Here is a 26232-nt window from a genome sequence, read left to right as displayed (position 1 = left end):
GAATTATTTGACCAGTTTATTTTCAGCTTCTTTTCGCGCCCGCTTCTCAGCTTTACGCTTTTGACGAACGGCTTTAAAGAAAGTTTTTAAAAGTGCACTACATTCAGCTTCACGGACGCCTGCCACAACATTTACTTGGTGGTTTAAGCGATCATCTTCGAGGACGTGGTAGAGTAAATCGACCGCGCCTCCCTTTGGATCAGCTGCGCCATAGTACACATCGGTAATCCGTGTTTGTTGAATCAATCCGGCACACATTAAACAAGGCTCCAAGGTGACAAAGAGTTGCGCTTCCGGTAACCGCCAAGAACGCTCAAATCGATTCGCTTCACTAATCGCAATCAATTCAGCATGTTGGGTTGCATCTTGCATCCGTTCACGTAAGTTGAAGCCACGGCTAACTATTTGACCGTCAATAACTAATACAGCACCAATTGGCACCTCACCTAATGCCCCCGCTTTTTTAGCTTCATAAATGGCCTGTCCCATGAAGTATTCAATCTGGGTTGGCGTTAGCTTAGTCGACATTGACGCTCTCCATAATGTAATAGCCCTTATCCTTGGCAATCGTTTGCGCATTGCCAAACGTTTCTTCCATCAACTTCTTAGCTGACGGTGCTCCTTGCTTCTTTTGTAGGACAACGGTCAACGTCCCTTCTGGCAAAAGATGCGCCTTGGCTTGTGAAATCATCGTCTGTACAATGTCTTTTCCAGCACGAACGGGTGGATTCACTAAGATGGCTGCAAAACGGTCAGGCACATTTTCATAGCGGTCAGATTGCACAACCTCAATTTGATCAGCCACATGGTTGGCTTGTGCGTTACGTTGAATTAAGTCAGCGGCGCGATGATTAATTTCAGCGGCGACAAATTGGCGGTTTGGTAATGCCTTAGCCAAACTAATCGCAACGGGTCCATACCCAGCTCCCAAATCTAAAATCTTCCCATCTGGAATATCCTCAGAATCAAAGGCTTCAAGCATCGTACGGGTCCCATAATCAACGGTACTTTTAGAAAAAACACCGGCATCTGTTGTGAAACGTAAATCATGGTCTAAAAGATTAAAGTCGAATGTATGTTCATCATGAGCCGTGGTTGGCTCAGCTGTATAATAATGATCTGTCATTTTGTTTACCTCGTTTTTGTCTTCTCTATTGTAGCATGCTTCATTTAACCACCCCACAAAAAAAGGATGATTGCCCGCAGGCAAGCATCCGTTTATTTTTAATGGACGTACTTATTCAAGAAACCATCAACAGTCTGTTCATATTGAGGGACATCCTTACGGTATGCCTCCATATGATCTGCATTTGGTACCACAAGCTTTTCTTTGGGTCCGTTTGCAGCGTTGTAAACTTGGTCTAACATCTTTGATGGGACAAAATCATCTTTAGCACCATGAATAAAGAGCATGGGGCGTTTATTACGTTCGACCGCTTTCACGGCATCGGCTTGATTGTACCAGTATCCGGCAATAATTCTTGAATAAAGAGACATGACACTAATAATCGGTTGCGCAATCCATTTTGGAATGTGATAAAGCGAGTTGGCTTCATATACAAGTTCATCACGGACACTTGTATAACCACAATCTTCAATAAAGGCCTTTACCTGATTAGGTGGGTTCATCCCTGAGAGAATCATCGTCGTGGCTCCACCTAGTGAAGTACCATAGACCACAATCTCACTCTTGGGGTTCTTCGCAACGATGCGATCAATCCACTTCATATAGTCCTTAGCTTCAAGATAGCCGTAGCCAATAAAGCTTCCTTGTGATGCACCAGCAGCACGATTATCGGTTAGCAAAACATTATACCCTTGATTATGCATCAAATTGGCATATGGAATCACTTCATGATGATCAACGGAAAAGCCGTGAATCACAATGGCCGTTTTATTTGTTTTGCGGGCAGCTGGGATATATTGCCCTTTCAAGGTCAACCCGTCTTTGGTTTGCATTGAAACATCTTGCTTATTAGGTACTTTGGCCCACTGTTGCTTTTGTTTAGAAAGCGGATCAGATTTTGGTGTTTGCTTTTCAGTCACAAAACTCTTATCAGCGCGCACCTCCGCTACGTAAAAGAAGCCAGCTGCAGCAACCATTATCAAGACGACGACTCCTAATACCGCCATGCCTAGAATCTTAACTGTTTTCCCCATTCATTCTTAATCAGCTCAATCACGTTGAACTGATTATCCTCCAATCTGCGAAAAAAATTTAATTATTGCAATAACAACCCATTATAACCAATTCATCATCAAAATAAAATGTATAGGGCGTTAACTAATTCGCGTCTTTTAATTTATGTCGCGTTTAACTTGATAACTATGATACAATATTAGAAAAAAATGAGAGGTGTTTCATGGCATATTCTGAAAATTGGAATCTTGAAGAGATTTACCCTGGTGGGGTAACTGGAGAGGCATTCCAAACTAAATTAGCAACTATTCAATCTCAAATTGAGGATTTGACGCATACCGTTGCCACTTATCAGCCAGCGCAAGACAGTGACTTTAAGGCACTCATTAAACTAACGTCTTTGGTACAAACCCTTGAGAGTGGTCTTAAAACCGTTAATACTTATATTAACGGTCTCATCTCAGCCGACTATACAAATCCAACTTATCGCCCTTATGATAACAAAGTTCAAGCATTAGCAGCCGCTTACAACCAACCCTTAAATGCCTATAAAGCTTTATTGGCTGAGTTTGATGATGCAACATTTGCTAAGGTTTTGGCTGACCCTGCTTTGACTGATGTTGCCTTTACGTTGAATGAAATGCGTCATGGTGCCCAACGCCTCGGCGATGCAGCGACTGAAGCTTTGCTCGACCAACTCCGTTTGGACGGGATTAAAGCGTGGTCAAGTCATTATGACGTGGTTGCCTCAACGTTAAGCATGCCATTCACTGATGAACATGGTGAGACTAAGACTATTTCTGCTGGTCAAGCGCTTAACATGTTAGATGGTTACCCTGATAATAAAGCCCGTGCTGGTTTGATGGATGGTTATGAAAAGATGTGGGGCGATGCGCAAACCATCACCGCTGACACGCTGAACCACCTAGCTGGGGCCCGTTTAACGGAACAAAAAGCGCACCACTATGATAATTATCTCGAGCAACCCCTTGAATTAAACCGGATGTCTCATGAAACACTTGATGCCATGTGGCAAGTCGTTGATGCCAATAAGGACATGTTTAAAGCCTACTTTGCCCGCAAAGCTGAGCTACTTGGCTTAGATGGTATTGGTTGGCAAGATCAAGTGGCGCCTTTAACTCATGTCGGTGACTATCACCCCCATTCATTGAGTTATGATGATGCCGCTAACTTCATCGTGAAGAACTTTGGGCAGTACTCAAAGAAAATGGCTGACTTTGCACAATCTGCTTTCGATAACCATTGGATTGAAGCGGAAGATCGTCCCGGTAAGCAACCTGGTGGCTGGATGGATACCTTACCTGATATTCATGAATCACGGATTTTCTTAACCTTTACGGGTTCTGTTAATGATGCTGCAACGATTGCGCACGAATTAGGCCACGCCTTCCACTCAAGTCTCTTAACTGATTTACCAGTTTGGCGTGATGACTATGCCATGAACGTAGCTGAAACTGCTTCAACTTTCGCTGAAATGTTGATTGCCGACGCCAATGTACAACAGGCACAGTCAGATGCTGAAAAGGTTGTCTTGCTTGATGCCAAGATGACGAACCCCGTCGCCATGTTTATGAACATTCGGGCGCGTTTCTTGTTTGAGAACAAGTTCTATCAAGAACGTGAAAATGGTTATGTCCCTGCGGAACGTTTGAATGAAATCATGGACGAAGCTCAAGCCGAAGCGTTTGATGATATCTTGGATAAGCGTCATCCCCACTTCTGGTCATCTAAGTTGCACTTCTACATCGATGACATTCCATTCTATAACTTCCCTTACACATTCGGTTACCTCTTTAGTTCAGGTATCTACGCCTGGGCCCAAAGCCAAACTGACTTTGAAGCCGCATACATTAGCTTACTTCGTGACACCGCTAATATGTCTTCTGAAGAGCTGGCAAAGAAGCACCTTGGTGTTGATTTGACTGAACCAGACTTCTGGCAAGCCGGTGCTGACTTAATCAAGCAAGATATTGATGAATTCATCAGTCTATCTGACCAATTTGTTAAATAAACTAATAAAAAAGCCATCACTGCAGTGATGGCCTTTTTATTTAGCTTTTGCGATTGTATGCCCAGACCGTCAATGGTGCAAAAATGAATACAACAACGATCCCTGCCCCCAATACAATCCATGCTTGATTAGTCCACACACCATGATTCAACATCATGCGAGATGCTTGAATCACATAAGTCACTGGATTCAAATGAACAATCACTTGCATGGCCTGTGGCAACTGATTCATCGGTACAAATGCCGTTGAAAGGAACGAAAGCACTAGCATTGTCATCAAAGAAACACTTTCAACCATTGTCGCGCTTTTCGCCAAGATACCATAGAATGCAAAAATCCAACTCATTGCCCAACCTAAGAAAACATCTAAAAGCACTACAGCAACAACCCAGCCAAATCCTCCAGCAGGGCGCCATCCCAACAAAAATCCGGTTCCAAGCGATGCGACTGCGGCAATGAACAAACGTAGAATATCAGCAAAGAGCTGACCAGCTAATGGCGCAATATGCGCAATCGGCAATGATTTAAAACGGTCATAGATACCTGAATGCAAATCTTCATTAATTTGCGAGCCAGATCCAGACGCCGCCGAAAGCAATGATTGCATCAAAATTCCCGGGACAATAATTGGCAAATAAGCATGTACGTTTCCCGCGATAGCACTTCCGAACAAGAAACTAAACATCAGCATAAAGAGAATTGGCTGTACCACTACATCCAGAACTTTATCTGGATTATGCATCGTCTTAAGTAGATTACGATAAGCCATCGTCCCTGTATTCATGATTAAATGTGATTGATGTGTACGCATTTCCATTGTTAAAACTTCCTTTCTAATTCTTCCCAACTGTCATCGCAAAAAACACGTCATCCAGTGTTGGTTGTGCAACGGACATCGTTACGACTTTCAATTGCGCTAATTGAAGTGCATCTAAAACTGGTGCGACCAATGCCGTATCACTAAGAGCAGCTTCCAGACTTGAGCCAGATTGTTTAACTGTAACCTTTAGCTGCTTTTCTACAATGGGTACTGCTAATTGAGCTTGTGTTGCATTTGCAAAATCCAAATGTAAGGCATCTCCACCAACTTGTTCTTTCAACTCGCTGGGGGTCCCTAGACTAACCATCTTGCCATGATCAATTAAAGCAATTCGATCGGCTAATGCATCAGCTTCCTCTAAATATTGTGTTGTTAAGACAATCGTCGACCCATCTGCCACTAATTGGCGAATGGTCGTCCACATTTGTTCGCGGGTTCTTGGATCTAAACCAGTCGTCGGTTCATCCAAAAAAATGAGTCGTGGCCGTGTAATTAAACTCACCGCCAAATCTAGACGCCGTCGCATACCACCGGAAAAATCAGCGATTGGTTTATCAGCTGAATCCGTTAATGAAAACTCTTGTAAAAGTTCTGCCGATCGCTTTTTGGCGTCAGAGCGTGACAAATCATTTAACCGTGCAAAGATCATTAAGTTTTCGCGTGCGGTTAAGTCCTCATCAACTGAAGCATACTGACCCGTTAGGCCAAACAGAGACCGCACAACTTGAGGCTCTTTTGTCACATCATGCCCGAAAATTAAAATGCTCCCATTCGTCGGTTTTAACAATGTTGTCATCATGCGTAAAAGTGTCGTTTTCCCTGCACCATTCGGTCCCAACAACCCAAAGATTTCTCCAGATTTAATCGTGAATGAAACATCATTCACCGCTGCTTGCTTTCCAAAAACTTTTGTTACATCATTTATTTCAACTGCATTCATTTCACTCATTTTACTGGGCTCCTTATCACGATAAATTTAATCAGGTTCCCTGACTTAATTTATTGTAAGGGCCCCCGATTATAATGTCAACCTTTTTAGTCAGGGACGCTGATTAAATTGAACATCATCCCAACATAAATCCTGTTATACTAGTATTAACCGCATTTTAAAAAGAGGATTTTATTTATGGACGATTTGATTGAAAAGCATCAACTGGCAGCAAAGTTATTTGAGTTCACCTCATTGCAAGATCTATCCGATGAACAAGATGAACGTCATTCACCTGTTTTTCGAGGACAAAATAAAATTCTCGTTGCTTTAAGTGAGTCAGATAATATTTCGCAAAAAGAACTAGCTGAACGACTCAACATGAGTACGCAGTCAACAGCTGAATTTATTACGAAGCTCGTTAAGAAAGGTCTTGTGGTTAAAAACCCTTCGCCAAAAGATGGCCGAGTACAACTCATTCAGCTGACTGATAAAGGACGTCGTGAAGCTGAAAAAAGTATTTTTTACATTCCTGAATATATTAACTACCTTGATGCCGATGAACGTGAACAGTTAGCACATCTCCTTGATAAAATGAACGCTGGCATTCGTGAACACCTAAATTTGGATGGCATCCAAAACCTTGGAACGCGAGTTATGCTCAACCATCTGGATCGTAAAACTGAACCATCTGATGATACTAAAGCCTAAGTGACAATAAAAGCCGACCCTGTTTTAACGAACAAGGTCGGCTTTTTTGTTTGGCTACTTTACAAGTTTGATTGAAATGAGTCCCACCAAGAGGAAACACACTCCAGCAATCATAGTATGCACTTCTGCTGGCCCAACCGGATAACCCAGCTGTACAGCATACACAAGATTCACAACCGCAACGCTAGCAGCAGCAATATGCCACCCACGCGGTGTCATCTCTTTCGATGCAAACAAGCAGGTTCCGGTGAAACAAGCGCATTCAAAACGATAAAAGTGTGTCGTGTCTTGCCAGAGCATCAGACTGAAGACCAAACTAAGCCCTAAAAATAAATATATCCAATTTAAATAACGTGAAATTACCATAATTCAATCCATCCATTGTTCCGTTGTCGATCACGTGAGTCAATCAACCGTGCCAAAGCCGAACCAGGTGCGCTATACGCCAGGGCAAAGTCCGTTGCTAAGTTGGCATACCCGGCTGCACGCCCAAGCCCCATTGCTTTAAGTTTACGACTCACGCGCTGTTGAATAAACCGTTTTGCTGCAGCTTTGCCCTTACGTCGCACCAAAGCTGCCGCTGCGCCAACACCACCACCAACACTCGCGGCAATGACAACATCCAAGGCAATGCCGAGTACACGTGTCGAGACGCGACCGTGGCGCGCAGCAAGTACCTGTTCACCAGATACTAAGCCTTGGTGGTTTGCATTAATTGCTTGAATCAATAAACTTGTTGCCTGCTCAACATCCCCATAGTAAGCCTGTTTTGAATCAAACAATCCGCGCATAATCTTCAATGCCGCAGTTTCATCACTTGAACTTGGCAAGTGCAGTTGCTTAATGCGACTTTGTAGACCGGCATCAAACTTTGCCAATTCATCTGCTGTCATCATTTGAACATCCAGCTTCCCCGCGATATTTAAATCAGGTTGTGGTTCTGACGGTGCGATGGCGGTTGTCTTCTGGGTCAATACAGCCGCACCAATATCCGTCGGTGGTACCAAACTTGGTACGGTTGCCGCTAACAAAACGGTTGCTGCAGTTGTGAGTGTCATTTGTCGCATCAATTGCATAGTCGTTCCCCCCTAGATTGTGTCTGTGCCCTGCAGTTGTGATTCCCCCTCCTTTTTTTAAATTACCACCTTTTTGGTGACACAATATAGACGCACTTGCACTTGTTTTTTGTACAATTTGACTTAAATAAATTATCTAATTCTGGACCACGACACCATAACAGTCACGTTGCTTTTGCATGGCTAAGGTTGCGTACTGGTAACCTACTATTTCAGGTGTCTTTTTTCGTTTACCCCCTACATAAAAAAAACGCGTTCAAAATCATCTTCAATGATTTCAAACGCTTTGATTTGTAACGTGTATTAACTAATTATCGGACCCGATAAATTTTCTCATCAATCAAGTCGAATTGTGGTCGGGTTGCATTGATTTGCGTTAAATCGGTCAGATGTGCGTTCTGCCAGAAGATGGCCGAATCAGTTGCACCATCTTTTTCACCAATCACTAAGAACTCAACATCGGGATAATTTGCGCGTAGCAATTGCAAAACTTCCCAATCGATTTCGCTCGTGTCAGGCGCCCAACTCATTAACACTACTTCTACGTCTGTTCCATACTGCTTAATGGCTTGGCATGCATCCATTGCGACCACCGGCACAACTGGTGCTACAGCCGTTACTGGCTGATTCACCCAATCCCGGTTATCCGTGACGTGGATGGTTTGCTCTGGTTGCAGGGCTTGTAGTCCGGCACTCAAATATCCTTGCCCCGCCATCACTTCTAAAGTCGGCCGACCATTTAAATGCTGACTCAAGTCCGTTAAAAAGTCAGGTGTGAGATAGGCATACATATTGAAGTCTTCAATAAATTCATCACGAATATTGCGTAAACAATAATCGACTTGCTCCAAGGCTTCACGCTGTTCCGCCCAGATTTTATTCCCACGTTCAGGTTGGTCGGGAAATTGGTTCAAAATTGTTTGTTGAACAGCTAAGATATCGTTCGCACTGATTTCCATATCATGGAGCGTTTGTGGATACTGCCCTTTGTTAATCGCTTCAACACTGTGTTGCGCTAAAGTAATTTTTTGTTTAACGGTGGGGACTTTTTGAAAGATTAATAAAAAATCAGCTAGAGCATCGAGATAATCGATGTACTCTAACTGACGTCCCGCACCAAAGGATAATGTTTGTTCTGACATCGCTTTGGCTCCTAAAAGAGGTTTTCTTGATGGTTGATCATAACATCACCATCACTCATATCTACGGCTGGATTTAAGTAGGCATTCACATACTGGAAAATATCAAAACGTTGTTGATCCGTTAGCGGCTTCCCGTTAAAGTCAATTTCCTTACCTGATAAAAACAGCAGTGAAAGATCTGTTTTTTCGGCCATGGTACGGCCGACTAAGAAGTCTAATGATACTTCAAAAAAATCAGCCAATTTGCAGACTTCCAAATACGAAGGAGATCGATCACCACGTTCCCAGTTACCGATTTGCGCTGCCGTATTTGGTTTTTGACCTGGATCTAGCTGTTGGTTCATGGCATCAGCTAAATTTTCCAATGTGATACCACGGCCTTTTCGTAATTCACGCAAACGATCTGGAAACATGATGTGCCCTCGATTTCCCTTTACTTAAATTTAGTAATCATAACTAGGACCATTTTACCTAACTCTCCGCTATTTTTCCACAGTTTTCTGTGGAAAAAGTCAGGCATTTTAATCAACTTGGGGTACGGTTAAGACCGTTACATCAACTGTCACACGCTGTAAGGGTTTGCTTTCGGCAAGAGCTTGGGCTTCAGGGCGGGCGCCCCAATGTAATGGCGTCATGTGTAACAGATCAACATAGCGATCAGATGGAATATCCCAAACATATGTAACAGTCTGTTGGCTTGCTTGCGGATAGCGTTCCATGAACCGGGTTAGTACCTTTTCATTACTATACGTATGGTTATTTGAATCTGCAGGATAAAGCATTTCTCGTAATTCATGCAAATACCCTGAATTAGGGATGACTTTAACCAAACGACCACCAGGTTTCAAGACCCGATTGAACTCTTCATAGGCACTCGGTGAAAAGAATTCGACGATGGCATCCAAGCTTTGGTTATTGAATGGCAAGTGAGCTAAATCCGCCACCATAAAGAAAGCGGGTGAATCTAATTGGGTCGCTAGATTTACTCCAGCCTTTGAAATATCGAATCCAATCCCGACATCTTGATTGTCACGTAAGTCCATTAACTTTGCTAAGGGAGTTCCCTCTCCTGTACCGACGTCTAAGAGCGTTTGTGGTTCAGTGGGGAGTTGATCCGCGACAGCTTGAATAATGCCGTCAAAGAGCCCAGCAGAGAGCACACGGCGGCGTGCTTCCAACATAGCATCATCATATTCTGTATCCACAGCATGGTTGAGGAAGTTTAGACTGCCCTTCTTATTGACATCAATGGTATGCCCATTCGGACAAATCATGGTGTGCCCTTCAACCCGTGCATATGGTTGGCTACAAGTTGGGCACTGAAACAGTTGGGCATGTTCCCGCACAAATGCAGTTCCCAAATCTATTTTTTTCATTTATTTTAATCCCTATCATTCAATTTAATAGTGTTAAGTATACCGCATTTTTAGAAGCACGCAAAAAAAAGCACCCAGTCAACTGGATGCTTTTAAAGGATTTAGGCTTCAAAGCCATCAGTCGTCATTGATGCTTCGAAAATCTTTACGACGTCGCTTGGTTGCAAATCAACATAAGCATGCTTATCTAATTGACCAACCTTAACGGCTGATTCAGCCATAGCTTGGAAGTGTTCGTCTGAATCTACACCAACTTCTGGCAAAGTCATTGGTACATCTAAGCTCTTAATCCAATCGTATGTCTTTTGGATTGCTTCCTTAGCCACAGCCATATCATCATCGCCAGTTAGGTGCCATACATTACGACCATATTGGGCGAACTTTGGTGCAGTATCGGCACTTAAGACATATTGCATCCAACGTGGTGTCAAAATACCAAGACCAACCCCGTGGGTAATGTCATAGTAAGCTGAAACTTCGTGCTCAATTGGATGCACTGTCCAACCATTTTCATTACCAAGTCCAACGATGCCATTCAAAGCCATCGTTGAGGCCCACATCAAGTTAGCACGGGCATCATAGTTTTCAGGTTCAGCCAAGGCCGCGCTTGCCCACTTAATGTCGGCACGCATAATCCCTTCCTTCAAACCATCTTGAACATCCTTGTTAGCTGCATTATCAAAGTATTGCTCAAACAAGTGGGACATGATGTCAATAGCACCAGCCGCAGTTTGCCACTTTGACACTGAGTAAGTTAACTCAGGATCTTCAAATGACACAGCCGGTGACTTAGGACCGTACGTTCCCAACTTTTGGTTCGTTTCAGGGTTTGAAATAACAGAACCGTAATTCATTTCTGTTCCAGTTGCGGCCAAGGTTAGGATGTCCACAACAGGGACTTGGTCAATATTTTGACGAAGACTTGGGTTAAGCACGAGATCCCAAGGATCACCTTCGTAGAATTTAGCTGACCCAATGACCTTGCTGGCATCAATCACTGAACCACCACCAACAGCCAAAATAACATCGACGTTTTCAGCCTTGGCGATCTTTTGTCCTTCGCGAACTGAATCAATCTTTGGATTTGGCGCAATGCCACTTAATTCGAAGATATCAAATCCACCAAGCAAGTCTTTCACTTGATCATAAAGACCGTTTTTCTTAATTGAGCCACCACCATAAGTCAAAAGAACGCGCTTACCAAAGCGTTCCAACGTTGGTCGTAATTCTGACTGAATTCGATCATGGCCAAAATGGATTTCTGTTTTATTCACATAAGTAAAATCTTGCATATTGTGCCTCCAAGCATTGATATTCATTAACAATTTGTAAGTACAATTATGTCACACTTTCTTACAAATTAAAAGAGCAAACAAAAAAGTCACTGACAAATTGTCAGTGACTTTTCAGCATTATTCCACAGTCTCACCCATTGCGTTTGCAATGTCTGAGGTTGATGGAATATTTGAACCATCATCATTAGATACAACAGGTTCGCCAATTACTTCAGGTTGTACAGCTTGATATTCCTTCATACCAGTACCAGCTGGAATCAACTTTCCGATAATAACGTTTTCCTTCAACCCAATCAATGGATCATTCTTACCGCGGATCGCAGCATCGGTCAAGACACGAGTAGTTTCTTGGAATGATGCGGCAGACAAGAATGAGTTTGTTTCCAATGAAGCCTTAGTAATACCAAGCAATACTGGACGACCAGTTGCTGGCAACTTACCTTCGAACAAAGGCTTTGTGTTAGCTTCACGGAATTCAGCAATGTCCATCAATGTTCCAGGCAATAGTTCTGTATCACCTGGATCCATGACACGCACCTTACGGAGCATTTGACGAGCCATTACTTCGACGTGCTTATCGCCGATTTCAACACCTTGCATACGGTAAACCTTTTGAACTTCGTCCACAAGGTAGTTTTCTGTAGCAAGTGTATCACGCACTTCAATCATTTCCTTAGGATCCGCAGATCCTTCGTTCAATGTTTGACCACGGTGAATGTGATCACCTTCGGCAACACGCATGCGGGCTGCCATTGGCAATGTGTACGTACGCGTATCAGTATCACCTTCAACGGTAATTTCCTTTGTACGATCGGCAGGATTTTCTTCGATTGACTTGATTTCTCCAGTCACTTCAGAAATCACGGCACGACCCTTAGGGTTACGTGCTTCAAAGATTTCTTGCACACGAGGAAGTCCTTGCGTAATATCGTTTCCGGCAACACCACCGGTGTGGAATGTACGCATTGTCAATTGTGTACCAGGTTCACCGATTGATTGAGCGGCAACAGTTCCAGCGGCTTCACCAACTTCGACAATATCACCGGTAGCCATGTTACGACCGTAGTCCTTAACACAGACTCCGTGTTCAGTATTACAAGTAAAGGCTGAACGGATATTAACAGTTGTGATACCAGCATTTAGAATTTGTTGTGCCTTCGCTTCATCAATCATTTCGTTGTGCGCAACGATTGTTTCACCAGTCTCTGGATCAATAACAGACTTTTGTGCGAAACGACCCAAGATACGATCATAAAGTGGTTCAACCACTTCGTTACCGTTCATGATAGCTGAAACATCCAATCCACGATCGCTTCCACAATCATCTTCACGGATAATAACGTCTTGCGCAACGTCAACCAAACGACGTGTCATATAACCAGAATCGGCCGTCTTCAAGGCCGTGTCGGTCATTCCCTTACGAGCTCCGTGGGTAGAGAAGAACATCTCCAACACAGATAGACCTTCACGGAAGTTTGAGATGATAGGCAATTCCATGATACGTCCATTAGGAGCAGCCATCAATCCACGCATTCCAGCAAGTTGAGAGAAGTTAGAGATATTACCACGGGCTCCTGAGTCAGACATCATGAAGATGTTGTTATCAGGTTCGAAGTGGGCAATCAATTGCTCAGTAATATCATCCTTAGCCTTATTCCAAATTGCAATAACACGTTCATAACGTTCGTCATCAGTAATCAAACCACGACGGAATTGCTTAGTAACTGTTGCAACTTGCTTGTGAGCAGCTTCAACAATCGCAGGCTTTTCCTTCAATTCAGTAACGTCAGCCATACCAACAGTCAAACCTGACTTAGTTGAGATGTCATAACCCAAATCCTTCATACGGTCCAAAAGCAATGAAGTTTCAGTAACCTTATAAATCTTGTAGATTTGTGCAATGATGTCTGACAAGTAACCCTTGTTGAATGGTGCCAAAATCTTTGTGTTAGCAAAGTAATCCTTGATATCGGCTCCGGCATCTAAGAAGAAACGTTCGTCGATCTTTTCAAAGTTGGCAGGGTTTGATTCGTTCAAGTATGGGAAGTCAGATGGTAGGATTTCGTTAAAGAACAACTTACCAACTGAAGTTACCATAATCTTTTGACGTTGATCATCAGTAAATGGCTTTTCAGCAGGGAATGAAGACGTTTGGATTCCAACACGAGAATGTAGGTGTACATAACCGTTTTGGTAAGCTGTGCGAGCTTCATCAACACTACTGAAGACCATACCTTCACCTTCACGACCAGCTTCTTCAGTCGTTAGGTAGTAGTTTCCGATAACCATGTCTTGTGATGGTGTAACGATTGGCTTTCCGTCCTTAGGTGCCAAGATGTGACCAGCGGCAAGCATTAGCAAACGTGCTTCAGCTTGGGCTTCATCTGACAAAGGCACGTGAATGGCCATTTGGTCCCCATCAAAGTCGGCGTTATAAGCTTCACAGACCAATGGGTGCAAACGCATCGCCTTACCTGAAACCAAAACTGGTTCAAAGGCTTGAATACCAAGACGGTGCAACGTTGGGGCACGGTTCAAAAGAACTGGGTGTTCCTTGATAACGTCTTCCACAACGTCCATAACGTCGTCATCACGACGGTCAATCTTACGCTTAGCGGCACGAATGTTACCAGCTAAGTTACGTTCAACCAATTCATGCATGATGAATGGACGGAACAATTCGATGGCCATAGGTACAGGAAGTCCCATTTGGTTCATCTTCAAGAAAGGACCAACGTCGATAACTGAACGTCCAGAATAATCAACACGCTTACCAAGCAAGTTTTGACGGAAACGTCCTTGCTTACCCTTAAGCATGTGTGACAATGACTTCAATGGACGGTTACCAGGACCAGTAACAGGGCGTCCACGACGACCGTTATCGACCAAGGCATCAACCGCTTCTTGCAGCATACGCTTTTCGTTTTGTACGATAATACCAGGCGCGTTCAACTCTAACAAACGCTTCAAACGATTATTTCGGTTGATAACACGACGGTACAAGTCGTTCAAGTCAGAAGTGGCAAAACGGCCACCTTCAAGTTGAACCATTGGACGCAAGTCAGGTGGGATAATTGGAATAACATCCATAATCATCCATTCTGGCTTGTTTCCAGAAGTGGCAAAGGCTTCCAAGATGTCCAAACGGCGAACCGCACGCACACGCTTTTGACCAGTCACTTCACGTAGATCAGCCTTAAGTTGCTTAACTTCAGCATCTACGTCAACGTGAGACAACAGTGTCTTAATTGCTTCAGCACCCATACCGGCTTCAAAGCCGTTACCGTACTCTTGCTTTAATTCACGGTATTCACGTTCTGAAATAATTTGCTTTTCAGTCAAAGGTGTATCACCAGGTTCAGTAACAACGTATGACGCAAAGTAAATGATTTCTTCCAATGAACGTGGTGACATATCCAAAACCAATCCCATACGTGATGGAATTCCCTTGAAGTACCAGATGTGTGATACGGGAGCGGCTAATTCAATGTGACCCATACGTTCACGACGGACCTTAGAAGTTGTGACTTCGACACCACAACGATCACAAACGACACCCTTATAACGGATACGCTTATACTTACCACAGGCACACTCGTAATCTTTAGTAGGTCCAAAGATACGTTCATCGAAAAGCCCATCTTTTTCGGGCTTTAACGTACGATAATTGATTGTCTCGGGCTTTTTTACTTCACCATAAGACCAGCTACGAATTTTGTTGGGACTTGCCAACCCAATTTGCATGCTTTCAAACTTATTGACATCGATCAATGGTTTGACCCCTTTCATAGGTTCATAGACAATCCAGTTTAGCGGACTAAACCTGCAAGCATGAATGCTGACATAATGGCAACGCTCATGCCTACAGGCTTAGCTCTCGCTAAACCAGAAGACATTAATTTAGTCGATTAGACATTAATCTTCTTGATCGTTAGTGTTTGCAACACCTTGCGCATCAGGAGAAGTTTCAGCAGCATCTTCTGCATCATCAGTTTCAACGCGCTTCTTCTTTAAATCAACAACCGCGTCGTCACCTTCTTCTTCATCCAAATCACGCAAATCAATCTCAGATTCATTTGCATCAAGGACCTTCATATCAAGACCAAGGGCTTGCAATTCCTTAACCAAAACTCGGAATGATTCAGGTACACCTGGCTTTGGAATTTGTTCACCCTTAACGATGGCTTCATAAGTCTTTACACGTCCAACAACGTCATCGGACTTGTAAGTCAAGATTTCTTGAAGGGTGTGTGCAGCACCATAAGCTTCAAGCGCCCAAACTTCCATTTCACCGAAACGCTGTCCCCCGAATTGCGCCTTACCACCAAGTGGTTGTTGCGTAACAAGTGAGTAAGGTCCGATTGAACGGGCGTGAATTTTATCGTCGACCATGTGGGCCAACTTCATATAGTGCATAACTCCGACAGCAATACGCTTGTCAAAGGCTTCACCAGTACGACCATCGTACAAGACTGTCTTACCATCTCCTGGCAAACCAGCTTCTTCAACGGCATCCCAGATATCTGTGTCACGCGCCCCGTCAAAGACAGGAGAAGCGACGTGGATACCAAGTTCGCGAGCAGCCATTCCCAAGTGCAATTCAAGCACTTGTCCGATATTCATACGAGAAGGCACACCCATTGGTGACAACATAATGTCAACTTGGGTACCATCTGGTAGGTATGGCATATCTTCTGAAGGAACAACCATTGAAACTGTACCCTTATTACCGTGACGTCCGGCCATCTTGTCACCAACCTGAATCTTACGACGTTGGGCAATGTAGACGCGAACCATCATGTTAACACCAGGTGACAGTTCATCACCGTTTTCACGTGTGAAGATACGAACGTCTTGAACGACTCCGCCTCCACCGTGAGGAACACGCAATGATGTATCACGGACTTCACGGGCCTTTTCACCAAAGATAGCGTGAAGCAATCGTTCTTCAGCTGAAAGTTCAGTCACACCCTTAGGTGTTACCTTACCAACCAAGATGTCACCATCTTCAACTTCAGCTCCGATACGGATAATACCACGTTCATCCAAATCGCGAAGTTGTTCTTCACCAGTATTTGGAATTTCACGTGTAAACTCTTCAGGGCCAAGCTTTGTATCACGGGCCTCTGATTCATATTCTTCAATGTGAATTGACGTATAAACATCATCACGAATCAAACGTTCGTTGATGATGATGGCATCTTCGAAGTTATATCCTTGCCAAGTCATAAAGGCAACTAATGGGTTTTGTCCCAATGCCAATTCACCTTGTTCCATTGATGGACCGTCAGCAATTACTTCATCAGCATCAACCTTGTCGCCAATTTTAACGATTGGGCGTTGGTTATAGTTCTTTCCAGCGTTTGAACGACGGAACTTCATCAACTTGTACTTATCTAGTGAACCATCTTCGCGACGGATACGGATTTCGCGTCCATCAACGTATTCAACAGTTCCAGAGTAAGCAGCAACAACGGCAACACCAGCGTCGTGGGCAGCCTTGTATTCAATCCCAGTACCAATTAATGGTGCATGTGGATTGATCAAAGGAACCGCTTGACGTTGCATGTTGGCTCCCATCAAGGCACGATTTGAGTCATCGTTTTCCAAGAAAGGAATTGCGGCCGTGGCAACGGCAACCATTTGCTTAGGTGAAACGTCCATATAGTCGACATCTTCAATTGAAACTTCCATGTTTTCGTCACCATGACGGGCCAAAACAGTGTCAGTTGCAAATGAACCATCATCATTCAAGACTGAGTTACCTTGTGCCACGACGAAGTTATCTTCTTCATCGGCCATCAAGTAATCAATCTTATCAGTCACCTTATGGTTATCCCATGAAACACGACGGTATGGTGTTTCGATGAAACCATAACGGTTAACACGGGCATATGTGGCCAATGAATTGATCAACCCGATGTTAGGTCCTTCAGGCGTTTCAATTGGGTCCATACGACCATAGTGTGTATAGTGAACGTCTCGAACTTCATATCCGGCACGGTCACGTGTCAAACCACCAGGTCCAAGGGCTGACAAACGACGCTTGTTAGTCAATTCACCCAATGGGTTCGTTTGATCCATGAATTGTGACAATTGTGATGAACCAAAGAATTCCTTGGTTGCCGCAACAACTGGACGAATGTTGATCAATTGTTGTGGTGTCACAGTGTCAGGATCTTGAATTGACATACGTTCGCGAACCACACGTTCCATACGGCTCAAACCGATACGGAATGTGTTTTGGAGCAATTCTCCAACACGACGAACACGACGGTTACCCAAGTGATCGATATCGTCAGTTTGACCGATACCCATTTGTAGGTTCAAGAAGTAGTTCATTCCGGCAATAATATCAGCAGGTTGTAGATCACGAACTGATTCGTCAAAGTGTCCGTTACCAATCATAGGTAGGACATTTTCAGGATCGTTAGGATCTTGAACCAAGATACGTTGTACAAGCATAGGCTTTGTCACAACGGCATCATCAGAAGGAATATGTTCTTCAATCTTGAAGTCTTCACGATCAAGGTATGGTGCCAAAACGCCCATAACCTTCTTATCGATAACAGTACCCTTTTCGAACAAAATTTCACCAGTATCTGGATCAGCTAATGTTTCACCAAGCGTCAAACCGATCAAACGTGACTTCAATGAAAGCTTTTTGTTCATCTTGTAACGTCCCACTGGCGCCAAGTCATAACGACGTGGGTCAAAGAAACGGGCTGTTAGCAATGAACGAGATGAATCCGCTGTCTTAGGTTCACCTGGACGCAAACGTTCGTAAACGTCCTTCAAAGCTTCTTCAACACGTGAATCATTGATGTCCTTATGAACATCCTTATCAAGGGTCAAATTAATTGAATCATATTGATCCCCCAAAAGTTGCAAGATTTCTGAGTCAGAACCGAATCCAAGGGCACGGACCAATTCAGTCATAGGCAACTTACGCGTACGATCGATACGAACATAGTCAAGACCCTTGGCATCTGTTTCATATTCAAGCCATGCACCACGGCTTGGAATATAAGTTGTACCAAAGATTGGACGACCGTTCTTATCAGCTTCTTCATTATAATAAACACCTGAAGAACGTACTAATTGAGAAACAATAACACGTTCGGCACCATTAATAATGAAGGTTCCTTGAGGTGTCATTAATGGGAAATCACCAAAGAAAACGTCTTGGGATTTGATTTCACCAGTCTCTTTATTCGTTAAACGTAGCGTTACGTGCAATGGTGCTGAATAATTTGCATCGTGGTTACGTGCTTCTTCAACTGTGTACTTAGGCTCCATGAGCTTATAGTCCACAAATTCCAATGACAACTTTCCTTGGAAATCTTCAATTGGCAAAATATCTGTGAACATTTCGCGCAATCCTTCATCCAAGAACCAGTTATATGAATCCGTTTGAATTTCAATCAAGTTTGGCAAATCAAGGACATCCTTAATTCGCGCATAACTACGACGAACACGGTGCTTACCGTATTTTACAAGCGTTCCTACCAAGTTCTCCACCTCACTTTGATTTGGCTAATTGTGTGCGATCGTTTCTTACAATTGTGTTACAATGCACCGAAACGACCCCGAAAAATCGCATTTTAAGCGCAAAAAAGACAAGAAGCATCCCCAATTTTTAAAAATGCTTCCGTCTTTCTATTCGTTAACTTGATTGGGACAATATTTCCAACCGAGCTACATTTTTTATACACAATTAAAACTAACTGTTATTGTACAATAAAAAGCAAATAAAGACAAGCTCTGGTCATCTTCATTTGCTCTTTGGGAAATTTAGGCTTCAACTGGTGTTTTTACCTTATTTTTTGCTTTTACCGTAATTGTAATTGCACCCTGCTTGGCACCAATCACAACTTGATCATCAGTCGTTACCTTACCAGAAAGTAACTCTTCAGACAGTTTATCTTCAACTTGCGTTTGTAAGGCACGGCGAATTGGGCGCGCACCATACTCTTCATCGTATCCAGCTTCAGCTACGACATCAATGGCGGCGGGCGTCATCTTAGCATCAACACCTTGTTCCTTAACACGATCCAACAATTCATCAGCCATCAACTTAACGACTTGGTGAATTTGTGGCTTCGTCAAACTGTGGAAGACCACCACTTCATCAATTCGATTGATGAATTCAGGACGGAATGACTCCTTCACTGATTCATTCACCATTTGCTTCATGGCTTCATAGTCATCACTAGCTGATGTCGCACCGAAACCAACCTTCTTTTCATCACGAATCCGAGTTGCCCCAAGATTTGACGTCATGATAATAATGGTATTTCTAAAGTCGACCTTACGTCCCTTGGCATCCGTCAAGAAACCTTCATCAAAGACTTGCAACATCAAGTTGTAAATATCAGGATGCGCTTTTTCAGCTTCATCTAACAATACAACTGAGTATGGGTGACGACGTACTTGTTCAGTCAATTGGCCACCCTCATCGTAACCAACATATCCTGGCGCAGAACCAACCAACCGACTTGATGAGTACGCTTCACGATATTCAGACATATCAACCCGAATCATGTTTTCCTTAGACCCAAACATGGCTTCAGCTAACGTCTTGGCAAGCTCAGTCTTACCCGTTCCGGTTGGCCCAAGGAACATAAAGGTTCCGATTGGACGATTTGGATCTTTCAAACCTGAACGTGCTCGACGAATGGCACGAGAGACAGCTGAAATTGCTTCATCTTGCCCCACCACGTGTTCATGCAAAACCTTTTCCAAGTTCAACAAGCGTGCCTGCTCAGACTCTTCCATTTGAGTCAACGGAATGCCAGTTTGTTCGGCTAAAATTTCGTTAACATCATGCTCTGTTACCTTCAAATCATACTGCGGTGTTACTCCTTCAGGTGCAGCATGCTTTTCTTGATAATCTTCAATAGCCGCTTTTTGATCTAATTCATCTTGGCGAAGTTTAGCTGCGGTTTCAAAATCAAGGTCTTCAATGGCCTGCGTCTTTGTCTTTTGAATTTCTTTCAATTCATCTTGAAGCATAGCTAATGGCGTCTTGTGTCCAGATTCTTCAATCCGGACCTTAGCTGCCGCTTCATCCATCAAATCAATTGCCTTATCTGGTAAGAAACGGTCACTGACATAGCGATCTGATAAGCTAGCAGCATTCTCAATCGCCTTATCGGTAATCGCCACTTGATGATACTCTTCGTAACGCGGACGAAGACCCTTCAAAATTTCAATTGATTCAGATACAGATGGTTCTTCGACTTGCACCTTGGCAAAGCGACGTTCCAAAGCTGCATCTGCTTCAACATACTTTTGGTATTCATCTAACGTGGTTGCCCCAATGGTTTGCAATTCACCACGTGCCAAAGCTGGCTTCAAAATATCAGAAGCTTCAATCGCACCATCAGCGCCACCAGCACCCATCAACGTGTGTAATTCATCAATGAACAACACAACATGTCCGTCTTCACGAACTTCATCCAGAATCTTTTTAACACGTTCTTCAAATTCCCCACGGAATTTCGTTCCAGCAACTAATGATCCCATATCAAGCATCATTAAACGCTTGTTGGCCAAATCATCAGGCACTTCATGGGCAACCATCTTTTGGGCTAACCCTTCAGCGATTGCCGTCTTACCCACACCAGGCTCTCCAATAAGAACTGGATTATTCTTGGTACGACGTGACAAAATTTGAATCGTGCGTTTAATCTCTTCATCACGACCAATAACCGGGTCCATCTTTTGCTCACGCGCTTGTGCCGTTAAATCACGCGCAAGCGAATCCAAGAGTGGCGTTCCTTCTTCTTGAGCTTGTTGGTTGCGGTTACCACGGTTTTGACGCCCGTGTTTACGTTCCTTAGGTGTTAAACCGAGTTGGCTAATTAATGAACGGCGTAACTCAGCATTATTCACACCAAGATTATGCAACATCCGTGTCGCTAAAATCGTTTCGTCAGACAAAAGGGCCAACAAAATATCTTCAGTTCCAACACGTTCTTGCCCATATTCATCAGCTTGTTGGGCTGCCAATTGCAACATTTCGGCTGCTTTTGGTGAATATGGTAAGTAACCAGCTTCGGCGGCACGGTTCAAATTACCATAACCGATGTTTAATTCAATTTCTTCACGGATTTCATCTTCATATCCGCCTGCTTTTTCAAGGGCCTTACCGGCAACTCCTTGACGTTCCATGGCAAGGGCCAACAACAAATGTTCGGTCCCGACCGCTTGATGTCTAAAATACTTTGCTTGTTCTTGCGCTAAAATCAGAACTGTCTTGGCGCTTTCTGTTAATTCTTTTTCCATATTATTCACGCTCACTTTCAAATCGTAACCGATTTAGTAGTTGACTCAATAAACGTGCCCGTAACTGTGCCTGTGCATCATGCATGGCCAGCACTCCTAATGTCTCCTTACTCAATAATGTCTCGACCAAACATTTTTCATGTTCAGTTAAGACATGTTCCCGTGTGAGACACGTCAAAATATCATTAGCCTGTTTGACCGTCACCTGACTTGGTAAATCTTGCAAAAGTTCCTCAATGAAGTGAGCATCTGGTCCCATCGTCACTTTGGCAATGCGGATATAACCACCACCGCCACGTTTAGATTCGACCAAATAGCCATTTTGCAAGGTAAACCGCGTCTTAATCACATAGTTGATTTGCGAAGGCACAACGTTGAAACGTGTTGCAATATCAGAACGTTTTAGTTCGATTTGATCGACATCACTTAAGATCTCTTTTAAATAATCTTCGATGCAATCAGCCATACTGCGATCAGCCATCATCATGCCTCCTTTGACTAAGATTGACAACAATTATAAGCATCTATTTCTTTAATGTCAACATTAGTCAAACTCAACTTCAAACACGACAACAAAAAACCATCAAGTAACTTGATGGTTTTGAGAATGATATGCACCTAGCAGGAGTCGAACCTGCAACCTTCTGATTCGTAGTCAGACACTCTATCCAATTGCGCTATAGGTGCAAAATATTCAATTATAGACAACGACGTTAATCGTTGTAATGCACCTAGCAGGAGTCGAACCTGCAACCTTCTGATTCGTAGTCAGACACTCTATCCAATTGCGCTATAGGTGCAAATACCATTCATATGATAAATATGAAAATGCCGACTACTGGATTCGAACCAGCGACCCCTTCATTACTAGTGAAGTGCTCTGCCAGCTGAGCTAAGTCGGCATCAAAATGCGGATGACAGGAATCGAACCTGCACGCCCGAAGGCACTGGAACCTAAATCCAGCGCGTCTGCCAGTTCCGCCACATCCGCATGGCATTTGTTTTTTCAAGGCACTCCCCGAAACAACTTAATTATCATACCAAGCCCACCAATCAAAGTCAATAACTTTTGTTGATTTATTTTTTAAAACACAAAAAAGCACCCTGAAAACAGGATGCTTTTGCATTTTAGTGTAATTCAGCTTCTGGCACAATCTTTTCAGCGCCAAAGTATGGTACCAACACTTCCGGTACAGTCACTGTACCATCTTCGTTTTGGTAGTTTTCAAGAATAGCTGCGACCGCACGTCCAACAGCCAAACCTGATCCGTTCAACGTGTGTACATATTGTAACTTACCATTTTCATCACGATATTGGATGTGTGCACGACGAGCTTGGAAACTCTCTGTATTTGAAACAGATGAGATTTCACGGTATTGATCTTGCCCTGGCATCCAGACTTCCAAATCATGTGTCTTTGCCGCTGAGAATCCCATATCTCCAGTTGAAAGTGTAATCACATGATATGGCAAATCAAGCTTCTTCAAGATGTTTTCAGCATTCGCCACCATCTTATCTAATTCAGCATATGATTGTTCTGGCTTAGCAAACTTAACCATTTCAACCTTGTTGAATTGGTGCATACGAATCAAGCCACGCGTATCACGTCCAGCTGATCCAGCTTCTTCACGGAAGGCTGGTGTCAAAGCAGTGACTGAAATTGGCAACTTATCCGCATCAATCACTTCATCGCGGTAGTAGTTTGTCAATGGCACTTCCGCCGTTGGAATCAACGTCATTCCTTCTTCGGCACCGACACGGTAAGCATCGTCACGGAATTTTGGATATTGTCCAGTTCCATACATTGCTTCGTCTTTGACGATGTATGGTGGAATCATTTCGGTGTAACCTTCTTTTTCGTGTTCGTCTAACATGAAGTTATAAACGGCACGTTCCAAACGAGCCCCTTGACCTACGTAATAGACAAAACGTGATCCTGAAACCTTACCGGCACGTTCAAAGTCTAAAATACCAAGATCTCCACCGATTTCGTAATGAGGCTTTGGTGTAAAGTTAAAGGTTGTGGTTTCACCAACCTTGTAATCTTCAACATTGGCGTCTTCATCTGGACCAACAGGAATTGATTCATTTGGCATGTTAGGCAAGCGCAATGCAATGTGTTCAATCTTTTCATCCAATTGTTCAACTTGTTCATCCAACGTCTTGATTTCGGCAGAAACACTTTGCATTTCAGCAATAACGTCTGAAGCATCTTCCTTGTTCCGCTTCTTAAGACCAATTTCATCAGAAACCTTGTTACGACGCGCCTTTAGTTCTTCAGTTTGGACCAAAATTTCACGTCGCTTTGCATCTGCTGCTAGCAATTCATCGATTTGTTCTGGATCAACTCCACGAGTTGCCAAACGTTCTTTAACGAATTCTGGATTATTACGGATATATTTTAAATCAATCATCTACTCTTCTCCTTTGGCTTTAGACCTTTAGATTTAACTCAGCTAAAGCATCATCAACTTGCTTTAAGACTGCTTGAGCTGCGGCTTCATCTTCAACGAAATCATATTTGTCACCGTCAATTTGTAACTTTGGTGAGCGGTCGTACTCTTCAAACCACTTCGCATAACGTTCAGTGAGTTCTTTGTAGTACTCGTACAATGATGGATCATTTTCAATTTGTTCAAAATCACGTCCGCGACGCTTAATGCGTTCAAGCATGGTTTCAAAGCTCACTGAAATATGAATCAACAAATCTGGATCCTTAGTGTGTGCATCGGAGGATGTGTCGACTTGTTCCATCATGTTGTTCAACAAATCGCTATAGGTACTAGCTTCGATTTGTGTGGCACGTCCTAAATCAGCGTTTAACTGAAACAAAAGCCGATCTTCATAAATGGACCGGTCGATGACATTCAAAGGACTCGTTTGTGCTTCTTTAATGCTTTCCAAACGCTTATTCAAAAAATAATTTTGCAATAAGAAACCGTAGCGCTTTGGATCATCATAAAACAATGGCAAAATTGGATTGTCATCCACTGATTCGTAGTAGGCATTGCTACCCAAATGCTCAGCTAGCATTGTGGTGAGACTGGTTTTCCCAGCTCCAATTGTTCCCGATAATACAATCATTGATTTCGTCCTACTTTCTCGCTAATACTATGTTTACCATTCTACCAAAAAAAAGAAACATGCGAGATAGTTTTGTCGCTGAATCTAATTTTGGTGTTGGTCTTTAATCATTTGATCATATTGTTCCAGGGTCAAATGGTGTTTTGTCATATACTTGGCGTTTTCTACGCCCACGTAACGGAAATGCCAACTTTCATAATCAATTCCCGTGCTTTTACGACCTTCAGGTCTTTTCACGTAACGTAAAACAAACCCATATTCAGGTGCATGTTTAATTAACCATTTTTGACCGGCCGTCTGATCTGATTTTGCCTCTAGGTTATGGTACTTATCCCAATATTGATTGGTCATCACATCTACTGCTAAGCCGGTCTCATGTTCACTGGAACCAGGCGTTTGAATAACTCCCTTGGTTGCCTTCAAGGCTTCATCATGTGACATTCCTTGACTAAGATTTTGCTCATAGTTTTGATTAAACACCTGTTCTTGATAGGCTTTGGAACGATATCCGGACACCAGTGTTGCTGGATATCCCGCCGCTTTAGCACCATTCATAAAGTTTTCCAAGGGTTGTTGAATGGTTTGACTAATGGTAATACCGTTCATCTCAGCTTGCTTAAACCCTAATTCATGCTTTAATGGGTGCTTTTTATTTACCAGAATTAGATTTGAATTATCTGGCGTTGCCGACTTAGGGAGTTGCGCTGCATGCTTTGTCTTCACTTGATCTTGTGGTTTGGTGGCACCTAATGAATATGCCGCAACACATCCACCAACAAATAACACAACCAGACCAATGCCAATTGCTAACATACCTTTATTTTTCATAGGTACCTCCCTTTTTCTAAATCCTAGTATACACCCAAACAAAAAAGGTTTCTCTAAAGTTAGAGAAACCTTTGCTATAAATTTATTTTCCAGTTGCCGCATGAATTCGCGTCACCGCACGCAACAACGCAGCTTCAGCTAATTGCTGATCACGTTGATCGTGTGCCTCCCGAAGTCGACGTTGAGCGCGATCACGTGCTTCTTCAGCACGATGAACGTCAATCTCTTCTGCCTTTTCAGCTGCATCCGCAACAATCGTCAATGTGTTGTTTGAAAACTCAGCAAAACCACCGTTGACCGCTAGGCGTTCTTCGTAGTTTTCATCCTTATTTTCAATTTTCATTTCGTTTGTTGACAATGCTGAGATAACCGGATTATGGTTCGCCATGATTCCCAGTGCCCCATCAGTCGTGTGTAACACGGCCAATGTCGCATTCGGATAATCATAAACTTCACCATTAGGCGTGACAACGGCTACTTTAAAGCTGTGTTTATCTTCTGCCATAGTC

At 43.2% G+C, this 26232-nt stretch carries 21 protein-coding genes and 4 tRNA genes; 2 read left to right on the top strand and 23 right to left on the bottom strand.

The window, feature by feature from the left end; all coding sequences use genetic code 11:
• Positions 1-3: 3 nt before the first annotated feature.
• The 3 genes from tadA to D3P96_RS00905 all read right to left on the bottom strand — a co-directional run bounded on the left by tadA (position 4) and on the right by D3P96_RS00905 (position 2160).
• On the bottom strand, positions 4-528 hold the full coding sequence (gene tadA / locus D3P96_RS00915; RefSeq protein ID WP_124942552.1) for a tRNA adenosine(34) deaminase TadA: 525 nt from the start codon (positions 526-528) through the stop codon (positions 4-6).
• Positions 518-1126 (bottom strand): class I SAM-dependent methyltransferase, encoded by a 609-nt coding sequence (locus tag D3P96_RS00910; RefSeq protein ID WP_124942551.1) that lies wholly within the window; start codon positions 1124-1126, stop codon positions 518-520. Before D3P96_RS00910 ends, tadA begins: the two co-directional genes overlap by 11 nt.
• Before the next feature lie 98 nt (positions 1127-1224).
• Positions 1225-2160: an alpha/beta hydrolase gene (locus tag D3P96_RS00905; RefSeq protein ID WP_124942550.1), complete on the bottom strand. Its 936-nt coding sequence runs from the start codon at positions 2158-2160 to the stop codon at positions 1225-1227.
• Positions 2161-2363: 203 nt separating this feature from the next.
• On the opposite strand from D3P96_RS00905, the gene D3P96_RS00900 reads away from it, so the two are divergent.
• Positions 2364-4172, top strand: coding sequence for a M3 family oligoendopeptidase (locus tag D3P96_RS00900; RefSeq protein WP_124942549.1), 1809 nt, complete (start codon positions 2364-2366; stop codon positions 4170-4172).
• Positions 4173-4212: 40 nt separating this feature from the next.
• Here the strand turns inward: D3P96_RS00900 and D3P96_RS00895 are convergent, their stop codons facing one another.
• Entirely contained in the window at positions 4213-4989 is a 777-nt protein-coding gene (locus tag D3P96_RS00895) for an ABC transporter permease (RefSeq protein WP_124942548.1), read from the bottom strand.
• A gap of 16 nt (positions 4990-5005) precedes the next feature.
• On the bottom strand, positions 5006-5941 hold the full coding sequence (locus D3P96_RS00890; RefSeq protein WP_124942547.1) for an ATP-binding cassette domain-containing protein: 936 nt from the start codon (positions 5939-5941) through the stop codon (positions 5006-5008).
• A 177-nt stretch (positions 5942-6118) separates the two neighbouring features.
• Between D3P96_RS00890 and D3P96_RS00885 the strand changes: the two genes are divergently transcribed.
• Positions 6119-6631, top strand: a complete 513-nt coding sequence (locus D3P96_RS00885; protein WP_124942546.1) for a MarR family winged helix-turn-helix transcriptional regulator — start codon at positions 6119-6121, stop codon at positions 6629-6631.
• A 54-nt stretch (positions 6632-6685) separates the two neighbouring features.
• Here D3P96_RS00885 and D3P96_RS08295 read toward each other — a convergent pair whose 3' ends face one another.
• From D3P96_RS08295 to D3P96_RS00800, 18 genes are all read right to left on the bottom strand, one after another.
• On the bottom strand, positions 6686-6850 hold the full coding sequence (locus D3P96_RS08295) for a hypothetical protein (RefSeq protein ID WP_185696041.1): 165 nt from the start codon (positions 6848-6850) through the stop codon (positions 6686-6688).
• A gap of 140 nt (positions 6851-6990) precedes the next feature.
• Positions 6991-7707 (bottom strand): hypothetical protein, encoded by a 717-nt coding sequence (locus D3P96_RS00880; RefSeq protein ID WP_124942545.1) that lies wholly within the window; start codon positions 7705-7707, stop codon positions 6991-6993.
• 311 nt (positions 7708-8018) lie between these two features.
• Positions 8019-8849 carry an SAM-dependent methyltransferase gene (locus D3P96_RS00875; protein WP_124942544.1) on the bottom strand — a complete coding sequence of 277 codons (831 nt, stop codon included), beginning with the start codon at positions 8847-8849 and terminating at the stop codon, positions 8019-8021.
• A gap of 11 nt (positions 8850-8860) precedes the next feature.
• Positions 8861-9262: a helix-turn-helix domain-containing protein gene (locus D3P96_RS00870; RefSeq protein ID WP_124942543.1), complete on the bottom strand. Its 402-nt coding sequence runs from the start codon at positions 9260-9262 to the stop codon at positions 8861-8863.
• Between the two features lie 108 nt (positions 9263-9370).
• Positions 9371-10225, bottom strand: coding sequence for a methyltransferase domain-containing protein (locus tag D3P96_RS00865; RefSeq protein ID WP_124942542.1), 855 nt, complete (start codon positions 10223-10225; stop codon positions 9371-9373).
• 101 nt (positions 10226-10326) lie between these two features.
• Positions 10327-11517 carry an iron-containing alcohol dehydrogenase gene (locus D3P96_RS00860; protein ID WP_124942541.1) on the bottom strand — a complete coding sequence of 397 codons (1191 nt, stop codon included), beginning with the start codon at positions 11515-11517 and terminating at the stop codon, positions 10327-10329.
• A 120-nt stretch (positions 11518-11637) separates the two neighbouring features.
• The gene (gene rpoC, locus D3P96_RS00855; RefSeq protein WP_185696040.1) at positions 11638-15309 is read right to left on the bottom strand and encodes a DNA-directed RNA polymerase subunit beta'; all 3672 of its coding nucleotides are present in this window, start codon (positions 15307-15309) and stop codon (positions 11638-11640) included.
• A gap of 126 nt (positions 15310-15435) precedes the next feature.
• Positions 15436-19041 (bottom strand): DNA-directed RNA polymerase subunit beta, encoded by a 3606-nt coding sequence (locus D3P96_RS00850; protein ID WP_124942540.1) that lies wholly within the window; start codon positions 19039-19041, stop codon positions 15436-15438.
• A gap of 273 nt (positions 19042-19314) precedes the next feature.
• Positions 19315-21810, bottom strand: a complete 2496-nt coding sequence (locus tag D3P96_RS00845; protein ID WP_124942539.1) for an ATP-dependent Clp protease ATP-binding subunit — start codon at positions 21808-21810, stop codon at positions 19315-19317.
• A 1-nt stretch (position 21811) separates the two neighbouring features.
• Positions 21812-22291 carry a CtsR family transcriptional regulator gene (locus D3P96_RS00840; protein WP_185696039.1) on the bottom strand — a complete coding sequence of 160 codons (480 nt, stop codon included), beginning with the start codon at positions 22289-22291 and terminating at the stop codon, positions 21812-21814.
• Positions 22292-22423: 132 nt separating this feature from the next.
• Positions 22424-22497, bottom strand: a tRNA-Arg gene (locus tag D3P96_RS00835).
• 39 nt (positions 22498-22536) lie between these two features.
• Positions 22537-22610 (bottom strand) — tRNA-Arg (locus tag D3P96_RS00830).
• Between the two features lie 29 nt (positions 22611-22639).
• Positions 22640-22712, bottom strand: a tRNA-Thr gene (locus D3P96_RS00825).
• A gap of 7 nt (positions 22713-22719) precedes the next feature.
• Positions 22720-22801: transfer RNA gene (locus D3P96_RS00820), tRNA-Leu, on the bottom strand.
• Positions 22802-22938: 137 nt separating this feature from the next.
• On the bottom strand, positions 22939-24225 hold the full coding sequence (serS, locus tag D3P96_RS00815) for a serine--tRNA ligase (RefSeq protein WP_124942537.1): 1287 nt from the start codon (positions 24223-24225) through the stop codon (positions 22939-22941).
• 19 nt (positions 24226-24244) lie between these two features.
• Positions 24245-24895: a deoxynucleoside kinase gene (locus D3P96_RS00810; RefSeq protein ID WP_124942536.1), complete on the bottom strand. Its 651-nt coding sequence runs from the start codon at positions 24893-24895 to the stop codon at positions 24245-24247.
• An 84-nt stretch (positions 24896-24979) separates the two neighbouring features.
• Positions 24980-25723, bottom strand: a complete 744-nt coding sequence (locus D3P96_RS00805; RefSeq protein WP_185696038.1) for a M15 family metallopeptidase — start codon at positions 25721-25723, stop codon at positions 24980-24982.
• 82 nt (positions 25724-25805) lie between these two features.
• Entirely contained in the window at positions 25806-26228 is a 423-nt protein-coding gene (locus tag D3P96_RS00800; RefSeq protein ID WP_124942534.1) for a F0F1 ATP synthase subunit epsilon, read from the bottom strand.
• Positions 26229-26232 lie beyond the last annotated feature (4 nt).

The organism is Weissella viridescens (genome assembly GCF_003862435.1).
GTDB lineage: Bacteria > Bacillota > Bacilli > Lactobacillales > Lactobacillaceae > Weissella > Weissella viridescens_A.
The sequence above is the reverse complement of the archived record's forward strand: the minus strand, read 5'-3'. Positions and strand labels throughout refer to the sequence as shown.

What these genes read in the sequence shown, in the direction of transcription:
- tadA (WP_124942552.1), bottom strand. Translation starts at nt 528, where the DNA reads ATGTCGACTAAGCTAACGCCAACCCAGATTGAATACTTCATGGGACAG.
- D3P96_RS00910 (WP_124942551.1), bottom strand. Translation starts at nt 1,126, where the DNA reads ATGACAGATCATTATTATACAGCTGAGCCAACCACGGCTCATGATGAA.
- D3P96_RS00905 (WP_124942550.1), bottom strand. Translation starts at nt 2,160, where the DNA reads ATGGGGAAAACAGTTAAGATTCTAGGCATGGCGGTATTAGGAGTCGTC.
- D3P96_RS00900 (WP_124942549.1), top strand. Translation starts at nt 2,364, where the DNA reads ATGGCATATTCTGAAAATTGGAATCTTGAAGAGATTTACCCTGGTGGG.
- D3P96_RS00895 (WP_124942548.1), bottom strand. Translation starts at nt 4,989, where the DNA reads ATGGAAATGCGTACACATCAATCACATTTAATCATGAATACAGGGACG.
- D3P96_RS00890 (WP_124942547.1), bottom strand. Translation starts at nt 5,941, where the DNA reads ATGAGTGAAATGAATGCAGTTGAAATAAATGATGTAACAAAAGTTTTT.
- D3P96_RS00885 (WP_124942546.1), top strand. Translation starts at nt 6,119, where the DNA reads ATGGACGATTTGATTGAAAAGCATCAACTGGCAGCAAAGTTATTTGAG.
- D3P96_RS08295 (WP_185696041.1), bottom strand. Translation starts at nt 6,850, where the DNA reads ATGACACCGCGTGGGTGGCATATTGCTGCTGCTAGCGTTGCGGTTGTG.
- D3P96_RS00880 (WP_124942545.1), bottom strand. Translation starts at nt 7,707, where the DNA reads ATGCAATTGATGCGACAAATGACACTCACAACTGCAGCAACCGTTTTG.
- D3P96_RS00875 (WP_124942544.1), bottom strand. Translation starts at nt 8,849, where the DNA reads ATGTCAGAACAAACATTATCCTTTGGTGCGGGACGTCAGTTAGAGTAC.
- D3P96_RS00870 (WP_124942543.1), bottom strand. Translation starts at nt 9,262, where the DNA reads ATGTTTCCAGATCGTTTGCGTGAATTACGAAAAGGCCGTGGTATCACA.
- D3P96_RS00865 (WP_124942542.1), bottom strand. Translation starts at nt 10,225, where the DNA reads ATGAAAAAAATAGATTTGGGAACTGCATTTGTGCGGGAACATGCCCAA.
- D3P96_RS00860 (WP_124942541.1), bottom strand. Translation starts at nt 11,517, where the DNA reads ATGCAAGATTTTACTTATGTGAATAAAACAGAAATCCATTTTGGCCAT.
- rpoC (WP_185696040.1), bottom strand. Translation starts at nt 15,309, where the DNA reads ATGAAAGGGGTCAAACCATTGATCGATGTCAATAAGTTTGAAAGCATG.
- D3P96_RS00845 (WP_124942539.1), bottom strand. Translation starts at nt 21,810, where the DNA reads ATGGAAAAAGAATTAACAGAAAGCGCCAAGACAGTTCTGATTTTAGCG.
- D3P96_RS00840 (WP_185696039.1), bottom strand. Translation starts at nt 22,291, where the DNA reads ATGGCTGATCGCAGTATGGCTGATTGCATCGAAGATTATTTAAAAGAG.
- serS (WP_124942537.1), bottom strand. Translation starts at nt 24,225, where the DNA reads ATGATTGATTTAAAATATATCCGTAATAATCCAGAATTCGTTAAAGAA.
- D3P96_RS00810 (WP_124942536.1), bottom strand. Translation starts at nt 24,895, where the DNA reads ATGATTGTATTATCGGGAACAATTGGAGCTGGGAAAACCAGTCTCACC.
- D3P96_RS00805 (WP_185696038.1), bottom strand. Translation starts at nt 25,723, where the DNA reads ATGAAAAATAAAGGTATGTTAGCAATTGGCATTGGTCTGGTTGTGTTA.
- D3P96_RS00800 (WP_124942534.1), bottom strand. Translation starts at nt 26,228, where the DNA reads ATGGCAGAAGATAAACACAGCTTTAAAGTAGCCGTTGTCACGCCTAAT.